Origin of the sequence: Paenibacillus aurantiacus (assembly GCF_042431225.1) — a bacterium.
GTDB lineage: Bacteria > Bacillota > Bacilli > Paenibacillales > Paenibacillaceae > Paenibacillus_Z > Paenibacillus_Z aurantiacus.
Genome location: NZ_JBHMDO010000010.1, coordinates 253774 through 273038, shown reverse-complemented (window position 1 = coordinate 273038; position 19265 = coordinate 253774). Strand labels below are relative to the sequence as shown.

At 57.4% G+C, this 19265-nt stretch carries 18 protein-coding genes; 16 read left to right on the top strand and 2 right to left on the bottom strand.

Translation table 11 applies throughout. The features are described from left to right. The first annotated feature begins 49 nt into the window (after positions 1-49). Complete coding sequence (gene holA / locus ACFFSY_RS06230) at positions 50-1072, top strand: DNA polymerase III subunit delta (protein ID WP_377491603.1); 1023 nt, start codon at positions 50-52, stop codon at positions 1070-1072. A 79-nt stretch (positions 1073-1151) separates the two neighbouring features. On the opposite strand, the gene rpsT is transcribed toward holA, so the two are convergent. Next, complete coding sequence (gene rpsT, locus ACFFSY_RS06225) at positions 1152-1424, bottom strand: 30S ribosomal protein S20 (RefSeq protein ID WP_377491494.1); 273 nt, start codon at positions 1422-1424, stop codon at positions 1152-1154. A gap of 220 nt (positions 1425-1644) precedes the next feature. Here rpsT and gpr point away from each other — a divergent pair, with 220 nt between their 5' ends. From gpr to hemW, 6 genes are all read left to right on the top strand, one after another. Further along, positions 1645-2643 (top strand): GPR endopeptidase, encoded by a 999-nt coding sequence (gene gpr, locus ACFFSY_RS06220; RefSeq protein WP_377491600.1) that lies wholly within the window; start codon positions 1645-1647, stop codon positions 2641-2643. 383 nt (positions 2644-3026) lie between these two features. Further along, positions 3027-5093, top strand: a complete 2067-nt coding sequence (locus tag ACFFSY_RS06215) for a methyl-accepting chemotaxis protein (RefSeq protein ID WP_377491491.1) — start codon at positions 3027-3029, stop codon at positions 5091-5093. 142 nt (positions 5094-5235) lie between these two features. Continuing rightward, positions 5236-6555, top strand: coding sequence for a stage II sporulation protein P (locus tag ACFFSY_RS06210; protein ID WP_377491488.1), 1320 nt, complete (start codon positions 5236-5238; stop codon positions 6553-6555). Positions 6556-6617: 62 nt separating this feature from the next. Next, the gene (locus ACFFSY_RS06205) at positions 6618-7121 is read left to right on the top strand and encodes a hypothetical protein (protein ID WP_377491485.1); all 504 of its coding nucleotides are present in this window, start codon (positions 6618-6620) and stop codon (positions 7119-7121) included. A gap of 66 nt (positions 7122-7187) precedes the next feature. Further along, entirely contained in the window at positions 7188-9002 is a 1815-nt protein-coding gene (gene lepA, locus ACFFSY_RS06200) for a translation elongation factor 4 (RefSeq protein WP_377491482.1), read from the top strand. A 90-nt stretch (positions 9003-9092) separates the two neighbouring features. Beyond that, a complete protein-coding gene (gene hemW / locus ACFFSY_RS06195; protein ID WP_377491479.1) occupies positions 9093-10253 on the top strand; it encodes a radical SAM family heme chaperone HemW in 1161 nt (386 codons plus the stop codon). A 234-nt stretch (positions 10254-10487) separates the two neighbouring features. On the opposite strand, the gene ACFFSY_RS06190 is transcribed toward hemW, so the two are convergent. Then, positions 10488-11048: a DUF1572 family protein gene (locus ACFFSY_RS06190; protein WP_377491476.1), complete on the bottom strand. Its 561-nt coding sequence runs from the start codon at positions 11046-11048 to the stop codon at positions 10488-10490. A gap of 208 nt (positions 11049-11256) precedes the next feature. Between ACFFSY_RS06190 and ACFFSY_RS06185 the strand changes: the two genes are divergently transcribed. From ACFFSY_RS06185 to ACFFSY_RS06145, 9 genes are all read left to right on the top strand, one after another. Then, the gene (locus tag ACFFSY_RS06185) at positions 11257-11724 is read left to right on the top strand and encodes an N-acetyltransferase (protein WP_377491473.1); all 468 of its coding nucleotides are present in this window, start codon (positions 11257-11259) and stop codon (positions 11722-11724) included. A 225-nt stretch (positions 11725-11949) separates the two neighbouring features. Next, on the top strand, positions 11950-12975 hold the full coding sequence (gene hrcA / locus ACFFSY_RS06180) for a heat-inducible transcriptional repressor HrcA (protein ID WP_148928504.1): 1026 nt from the start codon (positions 11950-11952) through the stop codon (positions 12973-12975). Positions 12976-13007: 32 nt separating this feature from the next. Then, a complete protein-coding gene (gene grpE, locus ACFFSY_RS06175) occupies positions 13008-13571 on the top strand; it encodes a nucleotide exchange factor GrpE (protein WP_377491470.1) in 564 nt (187 codons plus the stop codon). A 64-nt stretch (positions 13572-13635) separates the two neighbouring features. Next, on the top strand, positions 13636-15465 hold the full coding sequence (gene dnaK, locus ACFFSY_RS06170) for a molecular chaperone DnaK (protein ID WP_377491467.1): 1830 nt from the start codon (positions 13636-13638) through the stop codon (positions 15463-15465). Positions 15466-15656: 191 nt separating this feature from the next. Next, the gene (dnaJ, locus tag ACFFSY_RS06165) at positions 15657-16778 is read left to right on the top strand and encodes a molecular chaperone DnaJ (RefSeq protein WP_377491464.1); all 1122 of its coding nucleotides are present in this window, start codon (positions 15657-15659) and stop codon (positions 16776-16778) included. 84 nt (positions 16779-16862) lie between these two features. Next, the gene (locus tag ACFFSY_RS06160) at positions 16863-17015 is read left to right on the top strand and encodes a YfhD family protein (protein ID WP_377491461.1); all 153 of its coding nucleotides are present in this window, start codon (positions 16863-16865) and stop codon (positions 17013-17015) included. 15 nt (positions 17016-17030) lie between these two features. Continuing rightward, a complete protein-coding gene (locus tag ACFFSY_RS06155; RefSeq protein WP_377491459.1) occupies positions 17031-17225 on the top strand; it encodes a hypothetical protein in 195 nt (64 codons plus the stop codon). 224 nt (positions 17226-17449) lie between these two features. After that, positions 17450-18418: a 50S ribosomal protein L11 methyltransferase gene (prmA, locus tag ACFFSY_RS06150; protein WP_377491456.1), complete on the top strand. Its 969-nt coding sequence runs from the start codon at positions 17450-17452 to the stop codon at positions 18416-18418. 67 nt (positions 18419-18485) lie between these two features. After that, positions 18486-19208, top strand: coding sequence for a site-2 protease family protein (locus ACFFSY_RS06145; protein ID WP_377491453.1), 723 nt, complete (start codon positions 18486-18488; stop codon positions 19206-19208). The last annotated feature ends 57 nt before the right edge of the window (positions 19209-19265 follow it).

Sequence of the window (19265 nt, the reverse complement as noted above, 5' to 3'; positions counted from 1 at the left end):
TATGATAGACGGTAACAGTCAAGGAACAATGGGGGAGTCACGCGTGGAAATGAAAGACGTCGTCAAGGAGTGGAAGTCGGGTACCTTCCGTCCTGTGTACGTGTTATATGGGAAAGATCGTTACCGAATGCGGCAGTTCGTCCAGCAGCTGACCGAGAAGCTGCTGCCGGAGGAGGAGCGCGAGCTTGGCATCGTGAAGTACGACATGTCGGAGACGCCGGTGGAAGAAGCGGTGGCCGAAGCGGAGACGCTGCCATTCTTCGCGTCCCGCAAGCTGGTCGTCATCCGGGATCAGTCGGTTCTCGCCGCAGCGGCGAGCGCCAGGGAAGGCGGCAAGATCGACCATCAAACGAACGCGCTGATTGACTACATTCATCGGCCGAACGAGACGAGCGTGCTGGTGTTTCAAGTGCATGCAGAGAAGTTGGATGAGCGCCGCAAAGTGGTGAAGCTGCTGAAAGACAAGGACGCCTTACTCGCGTTCGCGGAGCTGTCGGAGAACGAACTGCTTGCGTGGACGGTCAGGCGGGCGGAAGAACAAGGACGCAAGATGCGCAGAGAAGCGGCGGAGCTGCTGCTCGCCCGTACCGGCACGAACATGCAGCAGCTCGCCCACGAAGTGGACAAGCTGTGCCTGCATGCCGGCGAAGGCGGCGCGATCGACGAGCAGACGGTGGAGCAGCTGATTGCCTCCACGGTGGAGGAGGATGTGTTCGCGCTGATCGATGCCATGGCGTCACTCCAAGTGGAACGGGCGCTCAAGCTGTACGGCGAGCTGCTGCTGCGCCGGGAAGAGCCGATCAAGATCGCGGCGCTCATCGCCCGCCAGCTGCGCATCATGCTGCAGGTGAAGGAGCTCGAGCAGCATGGCTATTCGCCGCAGCAGATGGCCGGCCAGATCGGACTTCATCCGTATGCGGTGAAGCTGGCGGCCGAGAAGGGGAAGCGGTTCTCTGTGTCGGTACTCGGCAAACATCTTAGCCGGATTGCCGAATTGGATTACAAAATGAAAACCGGCCAGGTAGACAAAACGCTGGGGCTGGAACTCTTCCTGCTGTCCCTCGCCGCGTGAAGCGGCGGGCGGTCAGCGGCCCAACAAAAAAGTCCTGCCATTCTCCCGAGGGAGCGTGGCAGGACTTGATTTCGTTTAATTAAGCTTGAGCCGCCAGAGCGTTCAGCTTTTTAGCAAGACGAGACTTTTTGCGGGCAGCCGCATTTTTATGGATCAGGCCTTTCGTCACTGCTTTGTCCAGCTTCTTCGTAGCGACGAGCAGGGCTGCTTTAGCAGCTTCTACATCAGTAGCGACAACAGCTTGGTCAGCAGCTTTAACGGCCGTGCGGAGCGCAGATTTTTGCGAAGCGTTCAAAGCGCGGCGTTTCTCGATCGTTTTGACGCGTTTCACAGCGGACTTAATGTTTGGCATTGCATTCACCTCCCGTAAAAGGAAAACCATTGTTACAACATAACTCTGAACATTCTATCATGCGCCAGTCCAAAAAGCAAGAGCCCAGCCGATAGGTGACGATCCGGTCTTCTATCCGTCATGCCCGGGAATCGGCATAGCGGAAAGCGAATCGAATAAGAAACGTTCGCATTGGCGCACACTAACTGCAAACGGTAACGGAAGGGGCTCTCAACAGGTGATGGAACGACTGGATTTGCAAGAGTATTCGACCCATATCGATTTGGCGTTGGAAGCGAAAGAGCTGGCGGAAGCGGGCGGCTCAGGCCCGATCCCCGGCATTTTGTCCGACTTCTCCGAGGATAACGGGATCAAAGTCACGCGGTTGGAGGTACAGAACGAGCTGGGCTCGAAGGCGATCGGCAAAATGCCCGGGCATTACGTCACCTTCGAGGTGCCGGATCTGCGCAGAGGGGACACGAGCCTGCAGGACCGCGTGGCGACGGCGCTTGCGCAAGAGTTCGGATCGTTCCTGCAGCGTATCGGCATCGACAAGAAAGCCAACGTGCTCATCGTCGGTCTGGGCAACTGGAACGTGACCCCGGATGCGCTTGGGCCGCTCGTCGTCGAGAACGTCATGGTAACGCGTCATTACTTCGAGCTAATGCCGGATCAAGTGGCGCCGGGTTACCGCAGCGTCAGCGCCGTCGCGCCCGGCGTGCTCGGCATCACGGGCATCGAGTCCAGCGAGATCGTGCAGGGCATTGTTGAACGCTCTAAGCCGGATATTATTATCGCGATCGACGCGTTGGCCTCGAAGGCGCTCGAACGGGTTAACACCACGATCCAGATCGCCGATACCGGCATACATCCAGGATCGGGCATCGGGAACAAACGCCGCGGACTCACGAAAGAAATACTGGGCGTACCTGTCATCGCAATCGGCGTGCCAACCGTCGTGTACGCTTCGACGATTGTGAACAACAGCATCGATCTCGTCCGCGAGCATTTGAAGCGCCATACGTCGAATACGAACTTCGGCCTGCTCGATTCGGTCGACGAGCAAGAGCGGCTGCAGCTCGTCCGCGAGGCGCTCGGACCGCTCGGTCACGATCTGCTCGTCACCCCGAAGGAGATCGACCAATTTATCGAGGATATCGCCAATATCATCGCGAGCGGCTTGAACGCCGGCCTGCATGAAGCAGTGGATTCCTCGAACGTCGCCGCCTATACGCACTGAGCCGCAGATGCGGAGGAAGACCAACGCCTCGAACCAGGACAGGTTCGGGGCGTTTTCGTGTTTTCGTCATCTTAACATGGATACATTTTTACCCATACCTCTTCTGCTGGGCAGTTAGGAGTACATATGTCTCGCGGCAGAGGTGAATAGCGTCTTTGCTCCTAGGTATGAACGACAGGGATGCGACTTATGCCGCTTGTAATGAAATGTAACATGGCTATTTACAATGTAAATTTTGGTATGCTATAAAACTAGTATTATCAGACTTTGTCGAAAATAACGATTCGATGAGCAACCAGAGGAGAGAACCCATGAAGCGCAGCGCACCCGTTTCGCTCTTGTCGAACGCAAGTTCCTTCTTGCTACGACCGGGAGCGGCAGTCATGAAACGCTTGAATTACGTATTGAAATTTCTCGTTATCGGCATCATTCTTCTCGTACCGCTTGTCACTGTTTCCGTACTTTACGGCTTGAATGTGAACGCGAGTCTTCGGGTGAAGCAGGAAGAGCATGAAGGGATGGCCTACCTTCAGCGGCTGGAACCCGTATTCGGCTTGTTCATCGCGCACCGTTCCTTGCTAGTGACGGACGTTCGCGACGAAACGCAGCAAGCAGCGATCCAAGAGGTACAACAGAAAGCGGAAGTCGCGATTCAGGCGATGGATCAATATATCGGAGCGGGCGGCGCGATCCCCGGCACGGCCGATCAATGGGTGCGCGTGAAACGGGGATGGGCGGAGATCGTCTCGGAATCTACCGAATTGTCTCTTACGGAAAGCTTGAGCTGGCACAAATCGCTGCTTGATGATGTGCTCCGGCTCGTGGATATCGTTCGGAACGAGCAGCATCTTGTACTGGACTCTGCCATAAATCTGTATTACCTGAAAGATAACGCTACACGCCAGCTGCCTCTCTTGCTCGAACAGACGGGCGAGCTGCAGGCGCGATCCTTCGGGCTCGCATTCGCCGGCGAAGTGGGGGATACGGATCGGAAGGCGCTTGAAGAACTGCTGAACGGGATCCGGATGACGAATCGGACGTTGACCGCGAACACGCAAACCATACTCGATGTCGACAGTGATCAGGAACTTGCCTCGCTCATCAAAGCCAGTAGCGACGCCGTCGCGGGTATGATCGAGAAGCTGAACGCCGGCATGATCAATTCGCTCCGGCCGCAGCTGTCCGTAGAGGAGTTAACGGCTCTGTTCGGCGGCGTAATGGAATCTCTGCAGAACGTGAGTGACTACCAGACGCAGCGGTACAGCTCGATGATCACGGAGGCGATCGGTCAGGGCAAACGAGACTTGCTCATTGTCCTGATTACATTGGGAGTTGTAATCGCTTCGGCGTTATACTTGTTCCTCTCGTTCTACTGGACGGTGCGAGCGAATGTGAACGAACTGCGGAAGGCGTCGGAGCGGCTTGCCGAAGGGGATTTGACGACGCGCGCCGAACTGGACACGAAGGATGAAATGATCCATATCGCGCATGCCTTCAACCGGATGGGCGAGGCGTTCCGCGCGATGATTGGCGCGAACAAGGAGATGTCCGCGCAAGTCGCGCTCGCTTCCGACAATTTGGCGTCTTCCTCCGGCGAATCCTCGGCCGGCAGCGAGCGGATCGTGGAACTGCTTCAGCGCATTGCCGCCGGCTCCGACGAGCAGGCGGAGACGGCTACCGGCACTTCCCGCGTCATCGGCGAAATGACGGCAGGCATCGCGCAAATGGCCTCCGCATCCGACAATGTGTCGCAGGCGGCCGCGGAGGCGGAGTCGGCAGCGCTCTCGGGCGTGGGAACGGTGCGGGAAGCGACGCGCCAGATGAAGGAAATCGGCAGAAGCGTTGAAGCGTCGGCAGACATTGTTAAGCTGCTGACGGAGCAGTGCAGGGAGATCGATGCGATCGTCAAATTTATCTCCGAGATTGCCTCCCAGACCCAGCTTCTGGCGCTGAACGCTTCCATAGAAGCGGCGAGAGCGGGCGAGCAAGGCGCGGGCTTCATGGTCGTCGCCACGGAAGTAAGGAACCTGGCTGAGCAGACGAAGCAGTCCGCCGGCCGCATCGTCGGCGTCGTGCGGGCGATCAACGTCTCGGGTACGGAGGCGCTGCAGTCGATCGAAGCTGGCGTAAGCGAAGCCGAGAAAGGCCGGCAGACGATGAACGAGACGGAAGCCGCATTCGAACGGATTGCGGAAGCGGTGCGAAGCGCGGCTGGTCAAATGCAGGAAGTGTCGGCCGCATCCCGTCAGATGGCTGCCAGCACGCTATCGGTATCGGAGGCAATCGCGGACATGGTTCACGTCGCTTCCGAAGCCAAGTCGCATACGCACGCGGCGTCGGCTTCCTCGCAGGAGCAATTGGCTATCATGGAGGAGATCACGGCTTCTTCGGAGGATCTTCGCGCCACGGCGCACGAGCTGCAGCAGTTGATTGCTAGATTCAAGGTGTAATCATAGTGGTTGGTTAGCATGAAAGGCGCGCTCGCGATGAGCGCGCCTTTTTTTGCGCGCGTCTTTCTACCAAAAACGGTTCTATTGCTAGCGTTTGTCCCATAGGTTAGTAGTGCCAACAAGCGAAGGAGGATGCGCGACTATGAAACCACCTGTCCTGACATGGAATCTCGGTAAAGGAAGCCGGCGATTGAAGCAGCTGCTCGTGACCGGCCGGATGTTCGCGTTGTTGTCGGTCGGATCTATGGTCATGGTGCTCGTTATCGGGATCGGCCTGATGCTCCAGCAGAAATCCCAGACCTCGCCGGTTTCGTCCATGAAAGGCTTCGCGGCTTCGGTCTCGGACGGGACGTTCTCCGGCATGCTGGCGATGGAAGTGCCGGGAACGGAGACTTCGGCCGCGGCGGCGTCGTTCTCGACCAAGCAGATGGGCGCGTTCCTCGTGCGCGTGCTGACCGATATTAACCCCAATGATCCGAAAAGCCTGCTTGCCACGGAATATCCGGGCATGGCATCCGATAACACCGTGTTGATCCGTCCCGGCCAAGTCGCCGGCGCGGACGTGGAGCCGGAAGACAATCAGCCGATCCACGACGGCAGCGACGATCCGGGGACCGTAGAGCCGGATGCGCCGAGTGAAGAACTTCCGGGAGACGGTTCGGGGCGACCCGGGCCGGAAGGCGAGCTTCCTTCGGAGGAGACGCCGGGGGCGGATGAGGGCGCGGCCGGTCAATCGAACGGCGAGACGACGGTGCCGGACAAAGAAGGCGAGGCCGGAGAGGCGACGGATTCGAACGTTAACTCGGCTGCGCCAAAGCGCAATGCGGTATTCATCTACCACTCGCACGCGCGCGAATCGTGGAATCCGGTGCTGGGCAAGAACGTGACCGACCCGCAATCGACGGCGAAGAATATTTCGCTGCTCGGCAAGCGGCTGGAGCGGAAGCTGGAGGAGCAGGGAATTGGCGCAATCTCCTCTGCAACTGATTATCCGTCGGTGATTAAATCGTACAAATGGGTGCTATCCTATAAATATTCCAAAAAAACGGTGACCGAAGCGATGGCGCAGCATCGGGATCTCCAATATTTCTTCGACATTCACCGCGATTCGCAGAAACGGAAGTATACGACGGCGACGATTGGCGGCAAAGATTACGCGCAAGTGTTCTTCATCGTCGGTCACGGCAATCCGAACTGGGAGAAGAACGAAGCGTTCGCCAGTCAAATCCACGAGGCGCTGGAGAAAGCCTATCCGGGCATCTCGCGCGGCATATGGGGCAAGTCGAGCAAGAACGGCAACGGCGAATACAACCAGTCGCTCTCGCCCGAAAGCATGCTGATCGAGGTGGGCGGCATCGACAACACGCTGGAGGAATCGAACCGCACGATCGATGCGTTGGCCAAGGTGATCGCGGGGCTCTATTGGAAGGACGAGAAAGTCAACGCGAAAGTCGCGAGTTGATACATGCGAAAGCGGCCTTGCGGATGAGCGGGGCGACGATCGATAGATGAGGAGTGGATATTATGCGCAGGCAACCGTTGAAATGGGGGATCGTCGGGGGAATGATCGTCTTGATGGTCATGTTCGGCATCGACGTGGCGACGAGCGGAGTCGAGCGGATCTACGGGCCGGTGGAGCAGCAAGAGGCGTCGCCGGTCGCAAATCCGGCAGCGGCGGGGAGAGGCGCGGGGGCGACGACGGTGCAGCAGGAGGCCGAATACAGCACCCGCCAGACGGCGCAGCAGGAGGCCCAATACAGCACCCGCCAGACGGCGCAGCAATCGGCGGCGCAGATCGACCGTCCGACAGTCGGCGAGGCACAGCGTCATCCCGAACGGGCCGCGGCGGCGGATGCGCTCGCTTACGAGATGATGGAGCGCGAGAACGAGCGGCTGCCCGGCATTCCGGATTTGCGGGACGACACGACGGTCGACAAGCTGGCCGACGGCACGGCCGGGGCGCTGCAGGCGCTCTCGACGCAGGGCATCCGGTTCGTCGTCTCCCTCTTCGAATCCGTTACGGATTGATGGCCGCCACGTGAACTGATATACTGTATAGATGGCTAGCAATATCGTAATTTCTGGGGGTTAGGCATGGCTGACGTACGTGACCGACAAAAGAAAATCCGCAATTTTTCCATCATTGCCCATATTGACCACGGCAAATCGACGCTTGCGGATCGGATTCTGGAATACACCGGGGCGCTGACTTCCCGCGAAATGCAGGAGCAAGTGCTCGATCAAATGGATTTGGAGCGCGAACGCGGCATCACCATAAAGCTGCAAGCCGTTCGCCTCAATTACAAGGCGGACGACGGCGAGACGTATATTCTGAACCTGATCGATACGCCGGGACACGTCGACTTTACGTACGAGGTATCCCGAAGCATGGCGGCCTGCGAAGGCGCGCTGCTCGTCGTCGACGCGGCGCAGGGCATCGAAGCCCAGACGCTGGCGAACGTGTACTTGGCACTCGACAACAACCTCGAGGTGCTGCCGGTTATTAACAAAATCGATCTGCCGAGCGCGGAGCCAGAGCGGGTGAAGCAGGAAGTCGAGGACGTCATCGGGCTCGACGCGAGCGACGCCGTGCTGGCCTCGGCGAAGGCGGGCATCGGGATCAAAGAGATTCTCGAACAGGTCGTGGCGAAGGTGCCGGCGCCGAACGGCGATCCGGATCAGCCGCTCAAGGCGCTTATTTTCGACTCGCACTATGACCCGTACAAAGGCGTAATCGTGTACGTGCGCGTCATGGACGGCAGTATCAAGGCCGGCAAGAAGATCCGCTTCATGGCGACGGGAGCCGAATTCGAGGTCATCGAGGTCGGCGCGTTCAAGCCGCGGATGGGCATCGTGGACGAGCTGGCCGTCGGCGACGTCGGCTTCGTCGTCGCGGGCATCAAGAACGTGAAGGACACCCGCGTCGGCGATACGGTGACGGAAGCCAAGAATCCGGCGCCTGAGCCGCTGCCGGGTTACCGCAAGATCAACCCGATGGTATATTGCGGCTTATACCCGATCGAGACGCAGGACTACAACGATCTGCGCGAAGCGCTCGAGAAGCTGGAGCTGAACGACGCTTCGCTCAGCTACGAGCCGGAGACGTCCACCGCGCTCGGATTCGGCTTCCGCTGCGGCTTCCTGGGCTTGCTCCACATGGAGATCATCCAGGAGCGGATCGAGCGCGAATTCAATATTCCGCTCATCACGACCGCGCCGAGCGTTATTTACAAGGTCACGCTGACCAACGGCGACGTGCTATCGATCGACAACCCTTCGAATTACCCGGAGGTTGGCAAGATCGACTTCGTCGAAGAGCCGTACGTCAAAGCGGGCGTCATCGTCCCGAACGATTACGTCGGCGCGATCATGGAGCTTTGCCAGAGCAAGCGCGGCGAATTCGTGAACATGGAGTACCTGGATACGAACCGCGTCACGCTGACGTATAACATACCGCTGTCTGAGGTCGTCTACGACTTCTTCGATCAGCTCAAGTCGAGCACGAAGGGCTACGCCTCGTTCGATTACGAATTATCCGGCTACCGCCAATCGAAGCTCGTCAAGATGGACATCATGCTCAACAACGAGCAGGTGGACGCCTTGTCCGTCATCGTGCACCGCGATCGCGCTTATCAGCGCGGACGCATCATTTGCGAGAAAATGAAAGAATTGATTCCTCGCCAAATGTTCGAGGTGCCGATCCAAGCATCCATCGGCAACAAGGTTATCGCCCGCGAGACGGTCAAAGCGATGCGCAAGAACGTCTTGGCCAAGTGCTACGGCGGCGACATCAGCCGGAAGCGGAAGCTGCTCGAGAAGCAGAAGGAAGGCAAGAAGCGGATGAAGCAGGTCGGCAGCGTCGAAGTACCGCAGGAAGCGTTCATGGCCGTCCTGAAGATCGACGAATAAATTTGCCTCGCATATCCATATCAACCAGAGCTCTTACGAAAGGGTCACCGCCAGCGTGGCCCTTTTTTCAATGGAAAGGGGGCAGGAGGAATGCTGCTTCATGCGCCGCGCGCGTTATATATTCACATTCCGTTTTGCACGAATAAGTGTCACTATTGCGATTTCACATCTTATGTATTGAAAGGTCAACCTGTGGATGAATATTTGGAGGCGCTCGAGCGGGAAATGATCGCGACCGTGCAGGCGATGCCGCCGGAAGAGATCCGCACCGTATTCGTTGGGGGCGGGACGCCGACCGTGCTGACGCCTCCGCAGATGGAGCGTTTCTTGGCCATGGTCAAGCGGCACTTCCCGCTCGCCGCTGACGTCGAATTCTCGATGGAAGCGAACCCGGGGACGGTCGAGCCGGACAAGCTCGCGGCGATGCGCGAAGGCGGGGTCAACCGCATCAGCTTCGGCGTGCAGTCGTTCGACAACGCGCTGCTCGAGCGGATCGGCCGCATTCATAATGTGGACGATGTCTACCGGAGCATCGAGCAGGCGCGTACGGCGGGCTTCTCGAATTTGTCGATCGACCTCATGTTCGGCCTGCCAGGCCAGTCGGTGGAGACGTTGGCCGATAGCGTCACCCGTGCGCTGGCCCTTGAGCTGACGCATTATTCGCTATACGGGCTGAAGGTCGAGGAGAATACGCTGTTCCACAAGCTGTACGAGCGCAATGAGCTGTTGCTGCCGCCTGAAGAGGACGAGCTGGCGATGTACATGCATCTGATTGACAGGTTGACCGGCGCGGGCTACGGGCATTACGAGATTAGTAATTTCGCCAAGCCGGGTTACGAGAGCCGTCATAATATTACGTACTGGCGCAACGAGCCGTATTACGGCATCGGCGCGGGCGCGCATGGCTACGCGAAGGGCTTGCGTCACGTGAATGTGAAAGGCGTGCAGCCCTATATCGACGCCACGCTAACCCGCCTGCCTCGCCTTAGCACGGAGACAGTGGACGAGCGCGAAGCGATGGAGGACTTTATGATGGTTGGCCTTCGTCTGCTGGGTGGCGTCAAGAATGAAGACTTTATGGCGCAGTTCGAAGGCCGCCGGATCGAGGAGGCATTCGGGGAGACGATCAGCCGACTCGTGTCGGATGGCTTGCTGGAGCGCGTGACGGATACCGGTAACGGCGGTTATAAGCTATCGGCCAAAGGCGTGCCGCTCGGGAACGAAGTGTTCGGCGCTTTCCTTGGCGAATAGAAGCAACGGCCGATCGATGCCCGAAGCAGGGCTGCGGACAGAGAGAAAGCTTTTTTTGGCAATAGCTAGTAATAGTAAGACAACCTATCCCTCGCCAGAGAGATAGGTTGTCTTTTTGGCTTGCATGGAGGGAAGCATTGCAGACGACGATGGCGGCCTCCTCCTACTAAATGAGCTGTGTAAGGCAAGGCAAGGGCGATGGCTTGCCCATCTTCGTCGATTCTTGGATTAGCCTTATTGGCGTTCTGCGGCCTTCGCTTCTTTAGCGGCATTGAAGGCGTTCGAGCCGCCTTTGGGAATGCTCAGCGTCTGCCAGGCTGACGAGCGGTAGGCTTTAGCGACATAAACGAGCTGTCCAACGTGATAGCCATAGTGCGAGATCTGGCGGTGAATCGCTTGCACGACCGTATGTGCTTCGCCACGAATCGTGACCGTCTGCAGTAAGTCTTCGGGCGTTAGCGCTTCAAGCGCGCCGAGCAGCGCCGCCCACCCTTGTTCCCACCTCGCGAGCAGTTCGGCCGCGTCGGCGCCGTCGTCTTCGAACTCCGCGTCGCGGTTACGGCTCGGTTTCTCGCCGTCGGTGGTCAGAAAGTCGGTCCAACGGGAAAGCATATTGCCATGCAGGTGATTGATCATAATCGCGATGCTGTTCGATTCCGGCTCGGGCGTCCAGCGGAAGCCAGCCTCGGGCAGCTGCGAGAGCGATTTGTCGCCCAGCTTCTTCTGTCCTCTAAAGTCTTGGATCGACTGTGCCAGCACATGGCTGGCCAGATCGTGATTGGATTTAAGGTCCATCGCATCCACGCTCCCATCTATTTACCAATAGCATAACGCCTTTATCGCGTCATCGAATAGATAAAATTATTTATCGCCCTGATTACCTGCAGTTCGAATGCCTGAAAAAACGCGGGGCGCACGGCAAATTTATGCTTGTGTACTCATGCACCATGTTGTATATTTATTCATATTGAAAAGACGGAGCACCGGGTGGAGGCGAGCGGCGATGCAGGCAGTGGTCACATGCAGAAAAGCGGGAACGCAGGACGTAGAGGCGTTGTTTACATTAATCGAAGGATACGCACAACAGGGAATTATGCTGCCGCGGTCGCGCGCCGCCCTGGAGCGGATGATTCATACATTCGTCGTCGCTGAGGTGGACGGCGTCGTAGTCGGCTGCGGATCGCTGTTTAAATTAGGAACCGATTTGGTCGAGATCCGTTCGCTCGGGATGACAGACGGATATCGCGGCCTTGGCATAGGCAACAAGCTGGTCGAATTTCTGCTTCAAGAAGCGAAGGAGCAGGGGCTGCACAAAGTGATGGCGCTGACGTATGCGGTGAACTTTTTCGAACGCAACGGATTCCATGTCGTGAATAAAGAGATATTCCCCGAGAAGGTGTGGACCGATTGCGTTAACTGCGCGAAGCAGCACGCTTGCGACGAGATCGCAGTGTTGAAGGTATTGAATTAATAATGAAGACCACTTCAATCATGGCACGCGTCATGAGCGAGGTGGTCTTTTTTGATTGGCCGATCTGCGAGCAGAAGAGCCTCACGATGCAATTTTTCAACATCGTGCGACTTGACAATCCGCGAGCGGGTTTGGTATTTTTGTAATAGTGATTAGCACTCGACGACACTGAGTGCTAACGAAGTAGCAAGACGGTATGCCAGCAATGGAAGAGGGGGAGTATGGATGCTAACTGAACGCCAGAGAATGATTTTGAACGCCATCATCGACGATTACATCCGCTCCGCTGAGCCGGTCGGCTCGCGCAGCATTTCCAAACGGGGCGATGTCGGATTTAGCGCCGCCACGATTCGTAACGAAATGGCCGATCTGGAGGAGCTTGGTTTTCTCGAGCAGCCTCATACGTCGGCAGGGCGCGTCCCTTCCACCAAAGGCTATCGTTATTACGTCGACCACTTGGTGAAGCTCGGCGAAGTGAACGACTCCGACTTGACGAAGATCCGTTCTTTCTTTACCGAGAAAATGACGCAGATGGAAGAAGTCATTCAGCATGCGGCGACGATTTTATCGAGCTTGACCAATTATACGTCGATTGTACTGGGGCCTGAATCGTACGCGAACTCGCTCAAGCATTTTCAGCTCGTGCCAATCAGCGACGATGCCGCCGTGGCCATCATTGTCACGAATACGGGCCATGTGGAGAACCGGACGATCTCGATTCCGCCGGATATGTCCATGTCGGACATCGAGCGGGCGGTTAACATTTTGAACACGAAGCTGATCGGCGTCCCGCTGATCCGGCTGAAAGCCAAAATGCATACCGAAGTCGGTCAAGAGCTCGGCCGCTACGTCGACCAGTGCGAGCGTCTGCTTGGCGTATTGGACGATGCGTTTAATACGGAGGACGAGAACCGCGTGTTCTTGAGCGGGACGACGAACATGCTGACTCAACCGGAATTCAAGGACGTCGACAAGGTGAAGACGCTGCTCGACCTATTCGGGGAGACGCCGACACTTATGCGCATGTTCGCCGGACAGCCGGTCGGTATCCAAGTCCGTATCGGCAGCGAGAATTCCCACGAAGCCATTAGCAATTGCAGTTTGATTACGGCTACCTATTCGGTAGATGGCGTGTCTGCGGGCACAATAGGGATATTGGGTCCAACGCGAATGGATTACGCCAAAGTCATCGGACTGCTCGACGTCCTCTCCAAAGACATGGCGGTGCTCCTTGGCCGCTGGTACAAGTGATTCTATATGATTAACAGGAGGTGAAGCGACACGTGAGCGCGAATGAACAGCCAGTAGCTGAAGATCAAGTACAGAACGAGGACACGACGGTGGACGCTTCCGAGACCGCACAAGCCGCGGAAGAGCAAGAAGCTGCGACAAGCGGTGATCCGCGCATCGCCGAACTGACGAAGCAAGTGGAAGAGAGCCAACAGCGTTTTTTGCGCGCACAAGCGGACTTCGACAACTTCCGCCGCCGTACGCAGAAGGAGAAGGAAGACTTGGCCCGCTACGCTTCCGAACAGCTGATCAAGCAGCTGCTGCCGGTGGTCGATAATTTCGGCCGCGCGCTGGAAGCGTCGAAGAACGGCGGAGATGCCGAGTCGTTCGCCAAAGGCGTGGATATGATTTTCCGCCAGCTGGAGCAGACGCTCGAGTCGGAAGGGCTGAAGACGATGGAGACGGTCGGACAGCCGTTCAACCCCGATTTTCACCAGGCTATTATGCAGGTGGAATCGGACGAGCACGAGGAAGGCATCGTCGTCGAAGAAGTGCAGAAGGGCTACGTCCTGAAGGACCGCGTCCTGCGTCCCGCGATGGTTAAAGTGAGCGGCTAATCCGGCGCTTCATATATCGTACTACAACCAATACTTATCGAGATCATGAAGGAGGACACTTAGTATGAGTAAAGTTATCGGTATCGACTTGGGTACAACAAACTCCTGCGTAGCAGTTATGGAAGGCGGCGAGGCCGTCGTCATCCCGAATCCGGAGGGCAACCGCACGACGCCATCGGTCGTCGGCTTCAAGAAGGACGGCGAGCGCATCGTCGGCGAATCCGCGAAGCGTCAAGCAATCACGAATCCGGATCGCACGATCATCTCGATCAAGCGCCACATGGGTACGAACCACAAAGAAACGATCGACGGAAAAGACTACTCGCCGCAAGAGATTTCTGCCATCATCCTGCAAAAGCTGAAATCCGACGCCGAAGCTTACCTTGGCCAAACGGTAACGCAAGCGGTTATCACGGTCCCGGCTTATTTCAATGACAGCCAGCGCCAAGCGACGAAGGACGCAGGCAAAATCGCCGGTCTGGAAGTACTGCGTATTGTCAACGAGCCAACGGCGGCCGCGCTTGCATACGGTCTGGAGAAATCCGAAGACCAAACGATTCTCGTCTATGACCTTGGCGGCGGCACGTTCGACGTCTCCATCCTGGAGCTGGGCGACGGCTTCTTCGAAGTTAAAGCGACGAGCGGCGACAACAACCTCGGCGGCGACGACTTCGACCAAGTGATCATCGACTACTTGGCAACAGAATTCAACAAAGAGCACGGCATCGATCTGCGCAAAGACAAAGCAGCCGTTCAACGTCTGAAAGACGCAGCCGAGAAAGCGAAGAAAGAGCTATCCGGCGTCCTGACGTCGACAATCTCCCTTCCGTTCATCACGATGGTAGACGGCGTGCCTCAGCACTTGGAGACAACGCTCACGCGTGCCAAATTCGAAGAGCTGTCCGCTTCGCTCGTCGAGCGTACGCTCGGCCCGACTCGTCAAGCGCTTAGCGATGCTGGCATGACACCGTCCGATATCGACAAAATCGTACTGGTCGGCGGCTCCACGCGTATTCCTGCCGTGCAAGAAGCGATCAAGAAGCTGACGGGCAAAGAACCGCACAAAGGCGTAAACCCGGATGAAGTCGTTGCCCTCGGCGCAGCAGTTCAAGCCGGCGTCTTGACGGGCGACGTCAAAGACGTAGTCTTGCTCGACGTTACGCCTCTCTCCCTCGGCATCGAGACTGCAGGCGGCGTGTTCACGAAGATGATCGACCGCAACACGACAATCCCGACGAGCAAATCGCAGGTGTTCTCGACGTACGCGGACAACCAGCCTAGCGTAGAGATCCACGTGCTCCAAGGCGAACGCCAAATGGCAGCCGGCAACAAAACGCTCGGCAAGTTCACCCTGGGCGACATCCCGCTCGCGCCGCGCGGCGTACCGCAAATCGAAGTGACGTTCGACATCGACGCCAACGGCATCGTGAATGTATCGGCGCTGGATAAAGGTACAGGCAAGAGCCAGAAGATCACGATCACATCCTCCAGCGGTCTGTCCGACGAAGAGATCGAGCGCATGATGAAAGACGCCGAGCTGAACGCGGAAGAAGACCGCAAGCGCCGTGAACTGGTCGAAGCGAAGAACAACGCGGACCAACTCGTGTACTCGGTCGACAAAACGGTCAAAGACCTCGGCGACAAAGTAGACGCTGGCGAAATCGCCAAAGCCGAAGAAGCGAAAGAAAAAGTAAAAAAAGCGCTCGAGTCCGACAACCTCGAAGAGATCAACGCGGCTACGGCCGAGCTGACCGAGATCGTGCAGCAGCTGTCCGTGAAACTTTACGAGCAAGCGCAGCAAGGCGCGGAAGGTGCGGCTAACGCTGGCGGCGAAGCGAAAGGCAAAGACAATGTAGTTGACGCCGACTACGAAGTCGTGGACGATAAGAAGTAAACAAAGCGTGACCGGGGAGCCCGGAGGGGCTCCTCATCCGTTTTAATCAAGATCAGAGAGTGACGTTTTTTTTGCGTACACTCGTCTGATCTTTTTGGCGAGATGGCGAGAGAAGAAACCGCGGCTTTCTAGGGGACGCATGCGCGCAAGAGAGGCCGGCGGGTTAAACAAGTGGACGGGGTGAACGGGTTTTGGCAGACAAGCGGGATTATTACGAGGTGCTCGGGCTAGGCAAGAATGCCTCGGAGGACGAGATTAAGAAAGCATACCGGAAGCTGGCGCGTCAGTATCATCCGGACGTGAACAAGGCAGCGGACGCGGAATCGAAGTTCAAGGAAGTGAAGGAAGCCTACGACGTACTGAGCGACGATAGCAAGCGGGCAACCTACGACCAATACGGACACGTCGACCCGAATCAAGGGTTCGGCGGCGGCGGCGCGGGCGACTTCTCCGGAGGTTTTGGCGATATATTCGACATGTTCTTCGGTGGCGGCGGGGGTCGGCGCGATCCGAACGCGCCGCAGCGCGGGAACGATCTGCAATACACGATGACGATCGAGTTCAAGGAAGCGGTTTTCGGCAAGGAAACGGAGATCACGATTCCGCGCACCGAGTCGTGCGATACATGCCATGGATCGGGCGCGAAGCCGGGCACGAAGCCGGAGACCTGCTCGGTCTGTAAAGGGTCGGGTCAGCAGGAAGTCGTGCAGAACACGCCGTTCGGCCGCATGGTCAACCGCCGGGCCTGCACGAACTGCAGCGGCACGGGACGGATCATCAAGGACAAATGCGGCACGTGCCATGGCGCAGGCAAAGTGAAACGCCAGCGCAAAATCAACGTTCGCATCCCGGCCGGCGTAGACGAGGGCGCTCAAATCCGCCTCTCCGGCGAAGGCGAAGCGGGACTGCGCGGCGGTCCTGCCGGCGATCTGTACATCGTCATCCGCGTGAAATCGCACGAATTCTTCGAGCGCGAGGGCGATGATATTTATTGCGAGGTGCCGCTGACGTTCGCGCAGGCTGCGCTTGGCGATGAGATCGAGATTCCGACGCTGACCGAGAAGGTCAAGTTGAAGATTCCGGCAGGCACCCAGACGGGCACGTATTTCCGCCTGAAGGGCAAAGGCGTTCCGCGCCTTCGCGGCTACGGCCAAGGCGACCAGCATGTCAAGGTAACCGTCGTCACGCCGACCAGCCTGACCGAAGAACAGAAGGAGCTGCTGCGCCAATTCGCCGGCGTTGGGGGAGAATCGACGCAAGAGCATCATGAATCGATCTTCGAGAAAATGAAACGCGCGTTCCGCGGCGACTAAACCTTCGTCTGAGCGAAGCATACTTTGGCCCTCCCTGGTTCATCCTAGTTGTTGGTGTTCATTCCGATCGAGGAGGCGGCAACAATGGCGGAACAGGAATTCAAGGAAGGCAGCTACAGCAATCTGCCGATCGGCAGAAACGAAGACGTGGAATTCTCGGCCGAATTGGCGGACGAGGACGATATCGAAGCCCAGAAGCGCGCCGCGGCAGCGGATGCCCGCGCTGAGAAGGCGTAAGGGAGCGTGCTGGCAGTGGCGACACAGATTCAAGCCAACTTTCCCGCCGGAGGCGCAACGCGCGAGGCGGAGCTGAAGCTGCAGGCGCTCCGCGCCCGCGAAGTGACGTCCGGCGAGGAAGGCGTGCTTCGGGCCACCGTAGACGACGAACAAGTCGACCGCGTCCTGCACGTCATCGCGGAGCTGGGCGGCACGCCGCAGCTTAGCTAGCCATCAGCGCTCCGAAGCTTCATAGGAACGCGATACATTGCAGAATGCATTACGTTCAAGAATGGAAAGGCCATGTGCGAGCTGTCTTAAGCCGAAGAGGCTAGGCAGCGCGACACATGGCCTTTTTTGTACGCAAGGCGCGTTCTGTTGTAATATAGAGAAGATGGGTTGACGAGCTTACGGGCAATCGGACGCCACTACCATATTCGGGAGGCAGTACATAGATGAAATGGCATGAGATTACGGTCGAGACGACGGAAGAAGCGACCGAGATGATTTCGAATTTTTTGCATGAACTGGACGCCGGCGGCGTATCCATTGAAGAATCCGGCACGCTGAACAAGCCGCGCGATACGTCGCTTGGCCAATGGTACGAGCATCCGCTTAACGATATTCCGGAAGGCCAGGCGGTCATTAAAGCCTATTTCTATGAGGACGCCGATCCGCAGGAGATTATGGCGACGATCCGGCCGCGCATTGAGCAGCTGCGAGAGTTTGACATTGATCCAGGCGATTTCAAAATTTCGGCGGCCATGGTCGACGACGAAGACTGGGCGAACGCGTGGAAGCAATATTTCAAGCCGATCCGCGTCTCGGAGCGCCTGACGATCAAGCCAACGTGGGAAGACTATACACCGGGTCCCGATGAGCGCATTATCGAACTCGATCCCGGCATGGCGTTCGGGACGGGCACGCACCCGACGACAGCGCTTTGCCTGCGCACGCTGGAGTCCGTCATTCAAGGCGGCGAAGAAGTGATCGACGTGGGCACCGGATCCGGCGTCCTCGCGATTGGCGCAATGAGACTCGGCGCGAAGCGGGTGCTGGCGCTCGACCTCGACCCGGTCGCCGTGTCGTCGGCGACGGAGAACACGCGATTGAACGGTCTGGAAGACAGCATCCAAGTTCATCTGAGCGATCTGCTCGGCATTTTGCAAGCGAAGGAAGCGAGCGGGCCGGTGAACGTATCGGTTCCGGTCGACGTCGTCGTCGCGAACATTTTGGCGGAGATTATCCTGCTCTTCATCGATGACGTGTACGCGGCGCTGAAGCCGGGCGGCACCTATATCGCGTCTGGCATTTGGAAGAACAAAGAAGAAGACGTCGAGGCGGGCTTGCTGAAGGCTGGCTTCACGATCAAAGACCGTCAGCGGGATCAAGACTGGATTGCGTTCGTGGCGGTGCGTCCTTAGTTAAGTCGATAATTTGAGGCGGGAATGGGGAGGGCGACCTTCCCAAGCCGCCATATGGAGGTCGAGCATGAACTTTCTGTGGTATCCGCTGGAAGACTTGCCCTTTATTTTTATCGTGCTCGTGCTCGCATTCTCGATACACGAGTTCGCGCATGCTTACAGCGCGTATAAGTTTGGGGACCGCACCGCTTACGACGCGGGACGGGTGACGCTCAATCCGCGCGCGCATCTTGACGTGCTCGGCACGATCCTGATTCTGATCGCTGGGTTCGGCTGGGCCAAGCCAGTGCCGGTCAACCGGGGACGGTTCAAGTACCCGAGACTGATGGGGATCGTTGTATCAGCCGTCGGGCCGCTCAGCAATTTACTTCTGGCGGTGGTCGGCATCCTAGCGGTGTTCTTACTGAATGAATTCGGTGTTCTGGAATCGGCGTCGGTGGGCGTAAGGCAGGCAATCGGCCATTTTACGTATTATTTAATCACGATGAACATTCTGTTGTTCCTCTTCAATCTGTTGCCCCTTCCGCCGCTCGACGGTTACCGGATCATTCAGGATTTAGTGCCGCTGCGGGTGCGCTATACGATGGATCAGCACGCCCAATGGGGGATTTTTGTCTTCCTGCTCATTGTATTTATACCGCCGCTTCGCGAGCAGACACTGGATCCGTTGTTCGCGCTGTGGTTCGATATTTTCTATAATACTGTGCTTCTGTTCCAGCACGTATTTGATCCGGTTCCTTGGGGCCAGCTCTGGAGCGATTTCTTCGGTTTAAGCGGAGCAAGTCTGTAGCCAAATTTTACTCCTCGGTGCAGGGCAACGGATTTGAGTCCTGTCATGTTTAAAGTG

Coding starts and splice junctions, on each gene's coding strand:
- holA (WP_377491603.1), top strand. CDS start 50: ATGAAAGACGTCGTCAAGGAGTGGAAGTCGGGTACCTTCCGTCCTGTG.
- rpsT (WP_377491494.1), bottom strand. CDS start 1,424: ATGCCAAACATTAAGTCCGCTGTGAAACGCGTCAAAACGATCGAGAAA.
- gpr (WP_377491600.1), top strand. CDS start 1,645: ATGGAACGACTGGATTTGCAAGAGTATTCGACCCATATCGATTTGGCG.
- ACFFSY_RS06215 (WP_377491491.1), top strand. CDS start 3,027: ATGAAACGCTTGAATTACGTATTGAAATTTCTCGTTATCGGCATCATT.
- ACFFSY_RS06210 (WP_377491488.1), top strand. CDS start 5,236: ATGAAACCACCTGTCCTGACATGGAATCTCGGTAAAGGAAGCCGGCGA.
- ACFFSY_RS06205 (WP_377491485.1), top strand. CDS start 6,618: ATGCGCAGGCAACCGTTGAAATGGGGGATCGTCGGGGGAATGATCGTC.
- lepA (WP_377491482.1), top strand. CDS start 7,188: ATGGCTGACGTACGTGACCGACAAAAGAAAATCCGCAATTTTTCCATC.
- hemW (WP_377491479.1), top strand. CDS start 9,093: ATGCTGCTTCATGCGCCGCGCGCGTTATATATTCACATTCCGTTTTGC.
- ACFFSY_RS06190 (WP_377491476.1), bottom strand. CDS start 11,048: ATGGACCTTAAATCCAATCACGATCTGGCCAGCCATGTGCTGGCACAG.
- ACFFSY_RS06185 (WP_377491473.1), top strand. CDS start 11,257: ATGCAGGCAGTGGTCACATGCAGAAAAGCGGGAACGCAGGACGTAGAG.
- hrcA (WP_148928504.1), top strand. CDS start 11,950: ATGCTAACTGAACGCCAGAGAATGATTTTGAACGCCATCATCGACGAT.
- dnaK (WP_377491467.1), top strand. CDS start 13,636: ATGAGTAAAGTTATCGGTATCGACTTGGGTACAACAAACTCCTGCGTA.
- ACFFSY_RS06160 (WP_377491461.1), top strand. CDS start 16,863: ATGGCGGAACAGGAATTCAAGGAAGGCAGCTACAGCAATCTGCCGATC.
- prmA (WP_377491456.1), top strand. CDS start 17,450: ATGAAATGGCATGAGATTACGGTCGAGACGACGGAAGAAGCGACCGAG.
- ACFFSY_RS06145 (WP_377491453.1), top strand. CDS start 18,486: ATGAACTTTCTGTGGTATCCGCTGGAAGACTTGCCCTTTATTTTTATC.